The 13,552-nt window shown below is 58.8% G+C and carries 11 protein-coding genes; 6 read left to right on the top strand and 5 right to left on the bottom strand.

Features of this window, described 5'->3' with window-relative positions; all coding sequences use genetic code 11:
• Positions 1-60: 60 nt before the first annotated feature.
• Both IBX59_RS06340 and IBX59_RS06345 read left to right on the top strand, forming a co-directional pair.
• Positions 61-1,353, top strand: a complete 1,293-nt coding sequence (locus tag IBX59_RS06340; RefSeq protein ID WP_296373553.1) for an O-acetylhomoserine aminocarboxypropyltransferase/cysteine synthase family protein — start codon at positions 61-63, stop codon at positions 1,351-1,353.
• A 120-nt stretch (positions 1,354-1,473) separates the two neighbouring features.
• A complete protein-coding gene (locus tag IBX59_RS06345; protein ID WP_296373555.1) occupies positions 1,474-3,909 on the top strand; it encodes a hypothetical protein in 2,436 nt (811 codons plus the stop codon).
• 9 nt (positions 3,910-3,918) lie between these two features.
• Here the strand turns inward: IBX59_RS06345 and hppD are convergent, their stop codons facing one another.
• Positions 3,919-5,025, bottom strand: a complete 1,107-nt coding sequence (gene hppD / locus IBX59_RS06350) for a 4-hydroxyphenylpyruvate dioxygenase (RefSeq protein ID WP_296373557.1) — start codon at positions 5,023-5,025, stop codon at positions 3,919-3,921.
• 133 nt (positions 5,026-5,158) lie between these two features.
• Here hppD and IBX59_RS06355 point away from each other — a divergent pair, with 133 nt between their 5' ends.
• The gene (locus IBX59_RS06355; protein ID WP_296373559.1) at positions 5,159-5,617 is read left to right on the top strand and encodes an Lrp/AsnC family transcriptional regulator; all 459 of its coding nucleotides are present in this window, start codon (positions 5,159-5,161) and stop codon (positions 5,615-5,617) included.
• 36 nt (positions 5,618-5,653) lie between these two features.
• Here the strand turns inward: IBX59_RS06355 and cobT are convergent, their stop codons facing one another.
• Positions 5,654-6,664, bottom strand: coding sequence for a nicotinate-nucleotide--dimethylbenzimidazole phosphoribosyltransferase (gene cobT, locus IBX59_RS06360; protein WP_296373560.1), 1,011 nt, complete (start codon positions 6,662-6,664; stop codon positions 5,654-5,656).
• A 77-nt stretch (positions 6,665-6,741) separates the two neighbouring features.
• Between cobT and cobS the strand changes: the two genes are divergently transcribed.
• A complete protein-coding gene (cobS, locus tag IBX59_RS06365; RefSeq protein WP_296373561.1) occupies positions 6,742-7,503 on the top strand; it encodes an adenosylcobinamide-GDP ribazoletransferase in 762 nt (253 codons plus the stop codon).
• Here the strand turns inward: cobS and IBX59_RS06370 are convergent.
• Both IBX59_RS06370 and IBX59_RS06375 read right to left on the bottom strand, forming a co-directional pair.
• Complete coding sequence (locus IBX59_RS06370; protein ID WP_296373563.1) at positions 7,500-8,201, bottom strand: VCBS repeat-containing protein; 702 nt, start codon at positions 8,199-8,201, stop codon at positions 7,500-7,502. The two genes, cobS and IBX59_RS06370, sit on opposite strands and share 4 nt — an antisense overlap.
• Positions 8,201-8,524, bottom strand: a complete 324-nt coding sequence (locus IBX59_RS06375; protein WP_296373565.1) for a 2Fe-2S iron-sulfur cluster-binding protein — start codon at positions 8,522-8,524, stop codon at positions 8,201-8,203. Before IBX59_RS06375 ends, IBX59_RS06370 begins: the two co-directional genes overlap by 1 nt.
• Before the next feature lie 333 nt (positions 8,525-8,857).
• On the opposite strand from IBX59_RS06375, the gene IBX59_RS06380 reads away from it, so the two are divergent.
• Both IBX59_RS06380 and IBX59_RS06385 read left to right on the top strand, forming a co-directional pair.
• Positions 8,858-9,859 (top strand): TAXI family TRAP transporter solute-binding subunit, encoded by a 1,002-nt coding sequence (locus tag IBX59_RS06380; RefSeq protein ID WP_296373567.1) that lies wholly within the window; start codon positions 8,858-8,860, stop codon positions 9,857-9,859.
• 56 nt (positions 9,860-9,915) lie between these two features.
• Complete coding sequence (locus IBX59_RS06385; RefSeq protein ID WP_296373569.1) at positions 9,916-12,015, top strand: TRAP transporter fused permease subunit; 2,100 nt, start codon at positions 9,916-9,918, stop codon at positions 12,013-12,015.
• A 53-nt stretch (positions 12,016-12,068) separates the two neighbouring features.
• Here the strand turns inward: IBX59_RS06385 and IBX59_RS06390 are convergent, their stop codons facing one another.
• Positions 12,069-13,496, bottom strand: coding sequence for a Do family serine endopeptidase (locus tag IBX59_RS06390; RefSeq protein WP_296373673.1), 1,428 nt, complete (start codon positions 13,494-13,496; stop codon positions 12,069-12,071).
• Positions 13,497-13,552 lie beyond the last annotated feature (56 nt).

Genomic DNA, 13,552 nt, shown 5'->3' on the forward strand with positions numbered 1-13,552 from the left:
GAGCAGGCCATGGTTTCCGCCTACACCTTTCACAAAATGATTTCAAAGGGAGAGAGACAGATGACCGACACCCCCCACTATGGCTTTGACACGCTGCAAGTGCACGCAGGCGCCCGCCCTGACCCTGCCACAGGTGCGCGGCAGGTGCCGATTTATCAAACCACCGCCTATGTGTTCCGCGATGCCGACCACGCGGCGGCATTGTTCAACTTGCAAGAGGTCGGCTATATCTATTCGCGCCTGACCAACCCCACGGTGGCCGCATTGCAGGAACGCATCGCCACGCTGGAAGGCGGCGCAGGCGCGGTGTGCTGTTCGTCGGGTCACGCAGCCCAGATCATGGCGCTGTTCCCGCTGATGGCACCTGGGCGGAATATCGTGGCCTCCAGCCGGCTTTACGGTGGCACGGTCACGCAGTTTTCACAGACGATCAAACGCTTTGGCTGGTCCGCAAAATTCGTCGATTTCGACGATCATGACGCCGTGGCCGCCGCGATTGATGATGACACCCGCGCTGTGTTCTGCGAGGCGATCGCCAACCCCGGCGGTCATATCACCGATCTGGATGCGATTTCCGCCATCACCGATGCGGCAGGTATTCCACTGATCGTCGATAACACCAGCGCGACGCCCTATCTGTGCCGCCCTATCGAACATGGTGCAACGCTGGTGGTGCATTCGACCACAAAATACCTTACCGGCAATGGCACGGTAACGGGCGGCTGTGTCGTGGACAGCGGTAAATTCGACTGGGCTGCGAATGACAAGTTCCCGTCACTGTCCGCACCGGAACCGGCCTATCACGGGCTGAAGTTCGCAGAAACATTCGGCCCGCTGGCATTTACGTTCCACGGTATCGCCATTGGCCTGCGCGACCTTGGCATGACGATGAACCCGCAGGCGGCGCATTACACGCTGATGGGCATCGAAACCCTGTCGCTGCGCATGGATCGCCACGTGCAAAACGCCATGACCATCGCCAAATGGCTGGAAAATGACCCTAGGGTTGATTACGTCACCTATGCCGGGCTGGATAGTTCGCCCTATGCGAAACTGGTGCCCAAAATCTGCCCCAAAGGCGCAGGCGCCTTGTTCACCATTGCCGTCAAGGGCGGCTATGATGCTTGCGTGAAACTGGTGGATAGTCTGGAAATATTTAGCCATGTGGCTAACCTTGGTGACACGCGCAGCCTGATCATCCATTCCGCCAGCACCACCCACCGCCAGCTGACCCCCGAACAGCAGATCGCCGCAGGCGCCGGACCGAACATTGTGCGCCTGTCTATCGGGATCGAAGATGCCAAAGATCTGATCGCAGATCTGGATCAGGCGCTGGCCAAGGCTGTATCCTGAAAACCATGTCCCCGCCCATGCATTGACATGGGCGGGGACATGGGCGGGTTTCCGCTAGAATTTGCCTGATTGGCGACAAAACGCGTTTTCTCGTTGAAACCAAAATGCTAGATGTTGGGCATGACAATTAACTTCGCGCTATCGCTGTCTTTTGAAGGGATTGACCTGCTTGTTCGCGTGCCAGGCGGCTGGCGGCTGATTGGCACCGCCAGTCTTGATGACCCTGACCTGGGTACGGCCCTGGCACGGATGCGCGAACAGGCACAGGGCCTTGCCGATGGCCCCTTGCGCAGCAAGATCGTCATCCCGTTGGAACAGATTAAATGTCTTGCAATCGACAGCACACAGACTGACCTGACCGACATCCATGCGATCCTTGACGGGACAACGCCTTATCGCCTTGATGAACTGGTTATTGATTATGAACGCTCCGGCGGGCGCACCCACATCGCAGCCGTGGCCCGCGAAACCCTGAGCGAAGCTGAAAACTTTGCCATGGACCATGGGTTCAACCCGGTGTGTTTCGTGGCCGTGCCGGAACCTTTTACCTTTCAGACAGAGATATTTTTTGGCCCAACGTCGATGATGCACGACCTGCTGGGCACAGACGCAACGGTGACACGTGACCCGCTGCCGGTGCTGGTGGCGGGGACGTCAATCAAATCCAGGATGCTGGTTTTGCATGCCGACAACGGCGCGGCTGACCTTGATCTGACCGCCTTGCTTGCGCGGGGGGCCGGTGACAGGCCAGAAGAAACCGACGCGCAGGCGTCGAACCAACAGACCGCAAAAGCCAGGTGTGGCGATGTGTTCATGTCTGACCTTTCTGCGGACAGCACCGGGGCGCATAAGGCAATGCAATCAAGCGATGCAACCGCGACGATCAGGGCCGATGCGATTGTCGCGGAATATTATCCGCATCGCCCTGAAGCGATCAACCGGTTGCAGCGACCGGCCAAATCAACAACGCGGGTTGACCGCATTATCCCCGAATATTGCCCCATGCTGCGGACAACCACGGCCCATATCCTTACGGCCACACCGCCCCCCGCAGCAACGCCAAAAACACGCAATTTTGCAGCCCCGTCGGGCCAATCCCGGCGCGCACCTGTTGCGTCCAGCCATCGCAGGCTGATCGCCGGCTCTGCCGTTGCAGCGGGGGTTCTGCTAATTTTCGGGCTGATCTGGGCGCAAGACAAATTTCCTGACACGGCGACGCGGGGCATCTCGGCACAACAGGCCGACAACCTGACCGACGCCGCCCCGTTGCCACCACTTCAAACCATCACGGCCAGCCCCCGGCCGAGTCTGCCTGATCTGGCGCTGGCAGCGCCGCGCGCCATTGACGCACCGATCACCCCGACCCCCCAAGGTGGCGCAGACGTCCCTACTGCCGATGCACTGCGCGTAGACATGCCGCCTGCCAATACCCCGCTGGGCCAAGTGCTAAGCCCCGATCAAGCTGCCGGAATTTACGCGGCTACGGGCGTTTGGCAACGGGCGCCGCGCTTTGCCAGTGTCCCCCGCGCCACGTCTGAGATATCTGTTACGCCCCCCGCACCATTGCCTGCGGCGGGCCGGATAACGCAGCCGGCAACTGTCGCCCTGCCGCTGGACGAAACCGACATGAGCTTTCTACCCCCCGCTGACCCACCACCGGCTGACGTCCGTTTTACCATTGATGAAAACGGCTTTGTTCAGGCAACACCCGAAGGAACGCTCACGCCAGAAGGTGCCATTGTCTTTGCGGGGTTGCCTGACATTCAATTGCGCCTGCGTCCGGAACGGGCCGAAACGGCGCCGGCTGAAACGGCAACGCCTGCGGAGGAAACAAATGGCGTGGTCGTCATCGCTGGCGCGCCTTCTGTCCAGCCACCGCTGCGCCCTGATGAAATTGCCCCTTCGATCAGCCCCGGGGGCGTTGCCCTGACGCAGCTTGAACCTGCGACAGCCGATGTCACAGAATCATCCCAGTTGGCCCCGGTGACCGCTTCGCTGCGCCCTCGTCTGCGGCCGGCCAGCATCGCGTCAGCAGTTGCAAGCGCCACGGCACCTGCAAACCCCGATATCACCGCCGTCATTTCCGAAATTGAACGAGACAGCGCGGCGCGGGCATTCATCGACATGACTCCGCGCGCGGTCGGTGCATCAAAACGCCCCGAAGCACGCCCCCGGAATTTCGACCGTGTTGTTGCCGTTGCCCAATCACGCCCACAGCCCGCCGCCGCCCCGGACAGATCAGCACCCGACACAAACGCGCCCATAGACGAGGCACCGCCTGAACTGACACTGCCACCAACCACCACGGCAATTCCGGGGGGTGTGGCCCGTGCGGCAACGCAAGAAAATGTGATCTCATTGCGGGACATGAACCTGATCGGCGTTTATGGTCGCTCCAATGCCCGCCGGGCGCTGGTGCGCCTGAACAATGGGCGGTATGTCAGGGTCGAGGTTGGCAGCACGCTTGATGGTGGGCAGGTGACAGCAATCAGTGAAAAATCACTGAACTTCGTCAAACGCGGGCGCACTTACGCACTGGAACTGCCATCTGGGTAATTTGGCCGATTAACTTGATGAAGCATCGGGAAGCAGCACACCCCGCGCGATCTGGTCTGCCTCAATGCTTTCAAAAAGCGCTTTGAAATTACCTTCGCCAAAGCCGTCGTCGCCTTTGCGCTGGATGAATTCAAAAAAGATCGGGCCGATTACAGTTTTGCTGAAAATTTGCAGCAAAATGCGGGTTTCGCCGCCGTTTACGACGCCTTCGCCGTCGATCAGAATGCCGTATTTCATCATCCTGTCTTTTGGCTCTGTATGGCCAGGAACGCGTGTTTCGCTTTGGTTATAATAGGCTGCGGGCGGTTTTGGCATGAATTTGATGCCGCGGCGGGCGATTTCATCGGTCGCAGTGTAAATATCGCGGGCGCCAACGGCGATATGCTGGATCCCTTCGCCGTTATAGCGTTTGAGGTATTCAACGATCTGGCCTGTCTCTCCACGGTCCTCATTGATGGGAATACGGATGCGGCCGCAGGGCGATGTCAGCGCGCGTGACAAGAGCCCGGTGAATTTTCCTGCGATATCGAAAAACCGGATTTCCTTGAAATTGAATAGATCACCATAAAAGGCGAACCATTTATCCATGTTCCCCTTATGCACATTATGCGTCAGGTGATCGAGATAATAGAAACCAACGCCGGTTGGATGGGCATCTGCGACCCAGTCAAATTCTGCATTGAACGGGTTGGTGTCGTAATATTGGTCGATAAAATAGATCAGGCTACCGCCAATCCCTACGATGGCAGGCACCTCCAGTGTTCTGCCAGATCCTTCGTAGGGCACCGCACCTTTGCTGACGGCATGATCAAAGGCGTGCTGCGCGTCGATAACCCGCCAGCCCATCGACGGCGCACAGGGGCCGTGTTGCGCAATAAATTCTGCCGCATGGCTGCCCGGTTCGCTATTGATAATATAAGTAATATCGCCTTGCTGCCAAAGCTCTATTGCCTTGGACTTGTGGGTGGCTGTCCGTGTATAGCCCATTTTGCTGAACAGATCGCGCAGCGTATCAGGTTCGGGATGCGCAAATTCAACAAACGCAAAGCCATCTGTTCCGGCCGGGTTCTCTGTCGTGATCTTTGCTTTGGGGGCGTCGTGCGGGAAAGGGCCCATCGTGAATCTCCTGATGTCGCGTTTTTCGGATTATACCGCGTCATTTTCGCGTAATTTAGCCAATTTAGACTATATTTTCTGTTAATTATGCAATATTTAAGCGTATATTTTATCAAATAAGCGGAGTTCACGCATGACGCTTGATACAACAGACCGGCGATTGCTCGCGACACTGCAACACGATTCGACCCAAACAGCACAGGATCTGGGGGCCACATTGCATATGTCACCCTCACAGGCCGGGCGGCGGCGTCAGCGGCTGGAGGTCGAAGGGTATATCGCGGGCTATCGTGCGCATCTGAGCCCTGAAAAGGTTGGCCTGCATGTCGAGGCATTCATCCGGGTGGTCATGGCAACGCATACCGCGCAAAACGCGCAGGATTTTGTGCGGATGACCCGCACCAGGCCCGATATTGTTGGCGCATGGACCCTGACCGGCGAGGCTGATTACCTGCTGCGCGTGTATTGTGCGGATCTTGCGGCACTCAATCTTTTGGTGCAGCAGGTCTTGCTGCCGCATCCGGCCGTCAGCCGGGTGCAAAGCCAGATCGTCATGGAACGTATCAAACCCGACGCGCCGTTGCCGGTTTAGCATCGCAAAGGTGGGCCTGTTGGCCGCAGCCGGCCATCAACCGTCGCTGACCCCCGCTTCGGCAAAGGTTGCCATACCCGAATGGCAGGCGACCGCCCCTTGCAAAACGGCAATCGCCAAGGCTGCGCCCGACCCTTCACCCAGCCGCAAGCCAAGGTTCAAAAGCGGTGCCTTCCCAAGTGCATCCAGCAAGGCCTGATGCGCGCCTTCGGCACTCAGATGTCCGGCAACGGCGTGATCAAGGGCACCGGGATGGGTTTTTTCCAGCACAGCGGCAGCAGCACAGCAGATGAAACCGTCCAGAATGACGGGAATCCGGTAATGGCGGGCTGCTGCGATCGCCCCCGCCATAGCCGCCAGTTCGCGCCCCCCAAGGCACCGCAGCGCCATCAGCGGATCGGATGTGGCGTGCAACGCCAATCCGCGCGCAACGACTGCGATCTTTTGCGCAAGGCCCGCATCATCGACACCGGTGCCGCGCCCGGTCCAGCGCGCGGCATCCCCGCCAAGCACCGCGGCGGCAACTGCGGCGGCAGCCGTGGTATTGCCGATCCCCATTTCCCCTGTCACCAGCAAATCCGCCTGTGGGTCCACTGCCGCCCAGCCCGTTTGCAAGGCCGCGATGAGTTCTTCTTCGGTCATTGCGGGCGCTTGGGTGAAATCGACGGTCGGCACATCCAGGGTCAGCGCGTGAACGTCCATGCGCGCACCAAATACCTTGCACAACTGGTTGATTGCTGCCCCACCATGTTGAAAATTCGCCACCATCTGCGCCGTCACCTCGGGCGGAAAAGCCGAGACCCCCTGCGCACAGACCCCGTGATTGCCTGCAAATATCACCACCTGCGGCGCTGTAATGGTCGGCTGGCCTGTGCCACGCCAGCCCGCATACCAAATTGCCAGATCTTCCAAGCGCCCCAGCGCGGCTGGGGGCTTGGTCAACTGCGCGTTGCGATGCTGCGCAGCCCGCGTTGCATCCCCATCAGAAGCGGGGCTTTGGGCCAAAAGATTACGAAAAGCAGTTAGGGTTTCAAAGGGCGCTTGCATCACATCCTCGTTGCATCAATTCTGCACCCTGTCTAACGATCAGACATGAGATGAAAAGAGCCACAAGGGGCAGATGCTTGGAAAAACGCAACAATATCTTGATTGACCCGCGCGATCTAGCGGCGGCCTTGGGCCTGCTGACACGGTTGCCTGTCCCGATCGAGACGACCCGTGCGGTGGCGCGGGGTGCGGCGGCCGCATGGGCCTATCCTGTGGTCGGCATCGTCGTTGCGGTGATTATTTCAGCAACAGTCGCAGTCATGCTGACGCTGGATTTGCCCGCGCAGATCGCCGCCGCATTGGGGCTGGGTGCTGGTGTTGTCCTAACCGGAGCCATGCACGAAGACGGGTTGGCCGACACGGCCGACGGGCTTTGGGGCGGCTGGGACCGGGCGCGCAGGCTCGCGATCATGAAGGACAGCCACATCGGCACCTATGGCGTCATTGCATTGGCGCTGACCCTGCTGATCCGCTGGCTGGCCCTGACGGCGCTGATCGCATCCGGCAGCCATTGGGCCGCGCTGATCGGTGCTGCCGCACTGAGCCGTGGGGGGATGGTCGTGCTGATGGGGGCCATGCCCAACGCCCGCGACACCGGCCTTAGCCATCACGTCGGCAGGCCCAGCACCGCAACAATCTGGCTGGCTGTGGCAATTGCCGGGGTCATCGGCCTTGTGACCACGGGCTTTGGCGTTGTTTTGATGGCTGCATTGGCTGTGCTGCTGTGTGGGATGATCGCAAAAGCCAAAATCGGGGGGCAGACCGGCGATATTCTTGGTGCGACACAACAGATGACCGAAATCACGGTGCTTTTAGCAGTGGTTGCCGCAAGCGCCTAATCAGACAGCATGTCGCACCGCAGCGCCGCCGCAAAACTGTTGCGGTCAACATGCGCGCCAATATCGCGGGTTTGCAATGCACCATCACGCAGCAGCGTCGCCATGATGCGACTCCAATCCGCGTTCGCTGTAATCAGCTCTGGCCCCTGCCCGCAATCACGGATGCCGCCACCGATATCGGTTTCGCCAATACGGTGATTGGTCAGCCCCTCCAACTGCGCGACCGGCACCAGTGTGTCATCGACAAAGCGCCAAACTTTTAGCGTTTTTGCTAAGTGTGGGCGATCAATGAAAGCAAGCTCGATCGCGCCGTCACCGTCCAGATCGGCCGCGCCGATTGGCGCCAGCCAACGGAAGGGTTGCCCGATCGCCGGGGTTTGCGCCAGTTTGCCGGCCGGTCCATAGACTGCCAGCGCGGCCCCCGCGCGTATGTCGGTTTCAATCACGACGATTTCGGGTGCCCCGTCACCGGTCACATCCCACAAACGTGGTTGCCAGTCTTCGAAAACATGTGTGTCAGGCAGCGTAATGTGATACTGACGCCCATCCGCCACAAACCCCAAGCGCGACCATTCCGCATGATCACCCAATACACCATGGGCATAACGGTCGCTTGGGGTGTCAAACCACGCTTGCGACACTGTCTGTGCCCCCGCCATTGCAGGCCAGCAAGCAAGGGCAAGGGCGCAAAGACGCATCAGATTTGTTTGACGGGCATTTGCACGCGCAACCCGTCAAGTTCATCAGTGACCTTGATCTGGCAGGTCAGGCGTGACCTGACCGGGTCCGGTTCATACGCGAAATCAAGCATATCTGCTTCCATCGCATCCTTGGCGGGCAGTTTATCGACCCAGCTGGGATCCACATAGACATGGCAGGTCGAACAAGCGCAGGCACCGCCACAGTCTGCTTCGATGCCGGGAATCCCGTTGTCGCGGGCGCCTTCCATCACGGTCAGCCCCGTGGCGACATCAACAACGTGTTCCTTACCGCCATGTTCAACGTAGGTAATCTTAGCCATTCAAATTATTCCCTCGGATTTTTTCGACGTTGCGCGTTATTTAGTGCAGCACCTCAGGTTCTGCCAGTCCCATTCCGAAATGGTTTCCCGATCCACAGACCCGAGTCACCGGCCCGCTATTTGATCCTTGAAACTGATGTTGGCGCTATCATCCGTGCGGAATACCGCACACACCCTGCGTGACCAGTATATTTTTTTCTTATTTTATTATTATTTTCAATTATTTGTCCGCATTTTGTCGATAGCCCTTGTTCTTGTCAGGACACCCATGTTTCTTTTTCCTGTCAGCGCAGAAAACTGGGCGACACCAAAACGACAATGGGAGGAGACATCATGAACGTCCTGAAAGCCGCCGTCGCGGCAACTTTTGTGTTGGCGGCTCCGGCTGCGCAAGCCGAAGAAGCAAACTATATTCTGGCAACCGCATCAACGGGGGGCACCTATTATCCAGTGGGCGTCGCACTTTCAACCTTGGTAAAGGTGAAACTGGAACCCAGCGAAGGCATCGGCATGTCCGCAATCAGTTCCGCCGGATCAGGAGAGAACGTCCGGCTGCTGCGCGAAGGCGAGGCACAGTTTGCCATTTTGCAAGGGCTTTATGGTTATTACGCGGCCAGCGGCACTGGCCCGCTGGAACAGGCAGGCCCGCAAGACCATCTGCGATCTGTCAGTATGCTTTGGCAGAACGTAGAACAATTCGTCATTTCATCTGATGCCGCCACCACCGGCACAATGTCTGACCTCGTTGCGCTCAAGGGCGCGGCAATGGCGTTTGGCGCACAGAACTCTGGCACGATCGGGTCCAACGGTGCCCTGCTGGAAGGGCTGGGGGTTGATATCAATACCGACTACGAACTTGTTTATGGCGGCTATGGCCCGGCGGCGGATGCCCTGCAAAACGGGCAGGTCAAAGGGTTGGGTGCCCCCGCAGGTGTGCCAACCGGTGCCATCGCGCAATTGATGGCCTCTGCCGGTGACAGCGTGACGCTTTTGTCATTTACCGAGGAACAGCGGATCGCTGCCGACAATGGCCGCGACTTGTGGACGCCTTACCTGATCCCGGCAGGCACCTATCCGGGCCAAACCGCCGATGTGATGACCGTCGCACAGCCAAACTTCCTGGCCACGAACGCTGATATCCCAGAAGAAAATGTCTATCTGATTACCAAGGCGATTTTTGAAAACCTGCCATTCTTGCAGGCCATTCACCCCGCCACCAAGGTGATGGCAATCGAATCCGCCATTGCAGGTTTGCCGCTGCCGCTGCACCCCGGCGCGCTGCGCTATTATCAGGAAGTCGGAATTGATGTCCCCGCGCGCCTGATCGCCGACTAAGCTGACATGCGGCCCATGGATTTGCTGTGGGCCGCATTTGCCAAGGGGTTTCCACCATGTCCGAAGAACGCCCGTCCGAGGGACTGATCCTCCGCGAATTCAACCGGCTGCCCAATCTCGCCCTGACGATCATTTGCCTGATGATCGCTGTCGGGCACATCTATGTGGCCTTCGACCCGATCATTTCGGAATTTCAGCGCAACGCTTATCACTTTGCCGGTTTCGCCTTTCTGGCAGCTCTGCTGTATCCGTTGGTCAGGGGTCGCACACGCAGCCGTGCGATGCTGGCATTTGACCTGACACTGGGATGCGTGATTGCGGCTGCCGCCATTTACCTGCCTGCCGCCGAAAACGCGATTTATGACCGCGGGGTGAAACTGGCCCCGCTGGATTGGGCCGCGGCCATCGCTTGCGTTCTTGGCGCAATCGAACTGACGCGCCGCCTGACCGGCTGGATCATACCGGGGCTGATCATCATATCGCTGAGCTATATCGGGTTTTGGGGCAAATATGTCGGAGGTGTTTTCAGCTTTCCCGGCCTGCGATGGGAAACGATCGCGTTTCGGTCGATTTATGGCGATGATGCCATGTTCGGCACAATTGCGCGAATTTCATCGACCTACGTTTTTCTATTCATCATTTTCGGGGCGTTCCTGCTGCGCTCTGGTGCGGGGGATTTCGTCATCAACCTTGCCCGTGCTGTCGCGGGGCGCATGGTCGGCGGGCCGGGTATTGTCGCGGTCATCGCAAGCGGGTTGACAGGCACGATTTCCGGGTCAGCCGTGGCGAACACGGCGTCCACCGGGGTCATCACCATTCCGCTGATGAAAAAGGCAGGCTTCCCCCCTAAATTCGCAGGCGGGGTCGAGGCCGCATCATCAACCGGTGGCCAGCTCATGCCGCCGATCATGGGTGCGGGGGCCTTTGTGATGGCCAGTTTTACCCAGATACCCTATGAAACCATCGTTGCCGTCGCAGCCCTGCCTGCGCTGCTGTATTTCCTTTCGGTCATGTTTTTCGTGCGGATCGAGGCGCGCCGCCTTGGCCTGCCCCCGATGGACGATAACGGCGAAACCCTGCGGTCGGCCTTTGTCAAAGGTGGCGCAAGCTTTATGCTGCCCATCGGCGGGTTGATCGGCTTGTTGGTGTCAGGGTTTACGCCTGCCTATGCTGCCGTATTCGGTATTCTGGCTGTCATCGTATCAAGCTGGCTGACCACCACGCCAATGGGCCCCAAGGCCGTCGTCGAGGCGCTGGTGATGGGCACGAAGGGTATGATCATGACGGCCGTGCTTTTGTGTTCGGTCGGTCTGGTGGTCAACGTGATCGCCACTGCGGGCATCGGCAATATATTTAGCCTGATGATCGCTGACTGGGCCGGTGGCAACCTGTTTATCGCAATCGTGCTGATCGCTCTGGCCAGCCTTGTGCTGGGGATGGGGCTGCCGGTGACGGCGGCCTATATCGTGTTGGCGACCCTGTCCGCACCGGCTTTGGCCGGAATGATCGCGGACCGTTTTGTCATTGATGCATTGGCCAGCGGCACCCTTCCCGATGCGGCCCGTGCGATTTTGATGTTTGGTTTGCCCGATCCTTCGGTCTTGGCCGGGCCATTGACCACCACCGAAGCGGGGGCCATCATCAAAAGCCTGCCCCTGGAAATTGCCGCACCCCTGCGCGACATGGTGGTTCCCGCGCAGGTGATGATAGCCGCCGTGCTTTCGGCGCATATGATCATCTTTTGGCTGTCACAGGACAGTAACGTCACACCACCCGTCGCATTGGCCGCCTTTACCGCCGCCGCGATAGCCAAGGCACCTGCCATGGCCACGGGATTCGCCAGTTGGAAGCTGGCCAAGGGGTTGTATATCGTGCCGATGATGATGGCCTACACGCCGTTTCTGTCAGGCGACTGGGGGGTGATGCTGGTGATCTTCAGCTTTGGCGTTGTCGGCATTTATGCGCTCGCCTCGGCGATGCAGGGCTGTATGGAACGACCGATTGGTCCAGTGTCAAGGATTGTTCTGGGGGTCGCCGGACTGGCCTGCATCTGGCCCGGTGCGCTGCTGCTGCATTTGGGTGCAGCCGCGGCCGTGATCGGTCTGTTGGTCTGGAACCTGCGCCAGCCAGAGGTCAGACAGGCAGACCTGGCCTGATCGCATAAAAAAAGCGGCCCAAGATGGGCCGCTTGTTATTTTTGAAGGGTTGCTCAGTCTTCCAGAACCAGCGCCACAAAGCGTGGGTCGCCCCCGCGCCGCACCAACAGCAGGATTGACCGCCGCCCGGCTTCTGTCGCAACCGCGATCTGATCTTGCAGATCAATGACCGAAGCAACGGGTTTCTGTCCGGCTTCAGTAATCACATCGCCCTGCAACAACCCCTTGGAGGCGGCATCGCTTTCAGGATTGATTGCCGTGATAACCAGCCCTGTTTCAGTCGTCAAAGAATATTGCTCGGCCAGTTCAGGGGTGATTTCCGATAGGGTCAGCCCCATGATTTCAGCTTCTTCAGGTTCTTCTTGCTGATCGCTCGACGCAGGGAACGCGACAGCTTCGGATGTTTCACGCCGTCCCAGAACGACGGTCAGTTCGACCATACGCCCGTCACGCAGCACACTGACCGGCACTGATTTACCAACCGGTGAATTGCCCACGATACGGACCAATTCGCGGGTGTCTTCGATCGCGACAGCATCAAAATTCACGATCACATCGCCCGACATCATGCCGGCATCTTCGGCCGGGCCAGCAGGCACATCCGTGACCAGCGCACCGCGCGCCAGATCCAGCCCGTCGATGGCATCCACCATGTCCGGTGTCACATCCTGAATGCGCACGCCCAGCCAGCCGCGCCGGGTTTCACCAAATTCGATCAACTGGTCCACAACATTGGACACGACAGCAGATGACATCGCAAAGCCGATCCCGATCGACCCGCCATTGGGCGACAAGATGGCCGTGTTCACACCGATCACGTCGCCGTCCATGTTGAACAGCGGCCCGCCAGAGTTTCCCCGGTTGATCGCTGCATCTGTCTGGATGTAATCGTCATAGGTTCCCGACAAGGCCCTGTTGCGCGCCGACACGATACCGGCCGACACAGAAAACCCCTGCCCCAACGGGTTGCCCATCGCCATCACCCAGTCACCGACCCGCGCACCTGCCGCATTGCTGTCACCGAATTGCACAAACGGCAGATTTTCAGCATCCACCTTCAAGACAGCGATATCTGTGTTGGGGTCCGTGCCGATCAATGTGGCAGGCATTTCTTCGCCCGAGAAGAATTCGATCTGGATTTCGTCAGCACCTTCAATCACGTGGTTGTTCGTGACGATAAACCCGTCTGCCGAGATCACGAAACCTGACCCTAGTGCAGATGACCGCCGCGGGGCACCATCTGGGCGGCCACGGTCAAGATCGTTGAAGAAATCTTCGAATGGGGATCCTTCAGGAACGATCCCGCGTGGCATGGTGCGGCCGGCAACCATTGTGCTGGTCGTGATGTTCACCACCGATGGGCTGACCTTTTGTGCAAGATCGGCAAAGGTATTCGGGCGGTTTTGCGCGGTGGCCGCCGTCACCTGGGCCAACAGCAGCGCGAGCGCAACCGCCAACACCGAAAAAAGCGCGGTCAACACGCGCCGGGCCTGTGCCTGATTTTGCTGAATTGCGATTGCCGTTTGTTTCACAGGCT

The organism is Yoonia sp., from assembly GCF_014859355.1.
Taxonomy (GTDB): Bacteria; Pseudomonadota; Alphaproteobacteria; order Rhodobacterales; family Rhodobacteraceae; genus Yoonia.

Coding starts and splice junctions, on each gene's coding strand:
- IBX59_RS06340 (WP_296373553.1), top strand. CDS start 61: ATGACCGACACCCCCCACTATGGCTTTGACACGCTGCAAGTGCACGCA.
- IBX59_RS06345 (WP_296373555.1), top strand. CDS start 1,474: ATGACAATTAACTTCGCGCTATCGCTGTCTTTTGAAGGGATTGACCTG.
- IBX59_RS06355 (WP_296373559.1), top strand. CDS start 5,159: ATGACGCTTGATACAACAGACCGGCGATTGCTCGCGACACTGCAACAC.
- hppD (WP_296373557.1), bottom strand. CDS start 5,025: ATGGGCCCTTTCCCGCACGACGCCCCCAAAGCAAAGATCACGACAGAG.
- IBX59_RS06385 (WP_296373569.1), top strand. CDS start 9,916: ATGTCCGAAGAACGCCCGTCCGAGGGACTGATCCTCCGCGAATTCAAC.
- IBX59_RS06370 (WP_296373563.1), bottom strand. CDS start 8,201: ATGCGTCTTTGCGCCCTTGCCCTTGCTTGCTGGCCTGCAATGGCGGGG.
- cobT (WP_296373560.1), bottom strand. CDS start 6,664: ATGCAAGCGCCCTTTGAAACCCTAACTGCTTTTCGTAATCTTTTGGCC.
- IBX59_RS06375 (WP_296373565.1), bottom strand. CDS start 8,524: ATGGCTAAGATTACCTACGTTGAACATGGCGGTAAGGAACACGTTGTT.
- IBX59_RS06380 (WP_296373567.1), top strand. CDS start 8,858: ATGAACGTCCTGAAAGCCGCCGTCGCGGCAACTTTTGTGTTGGCGGCT.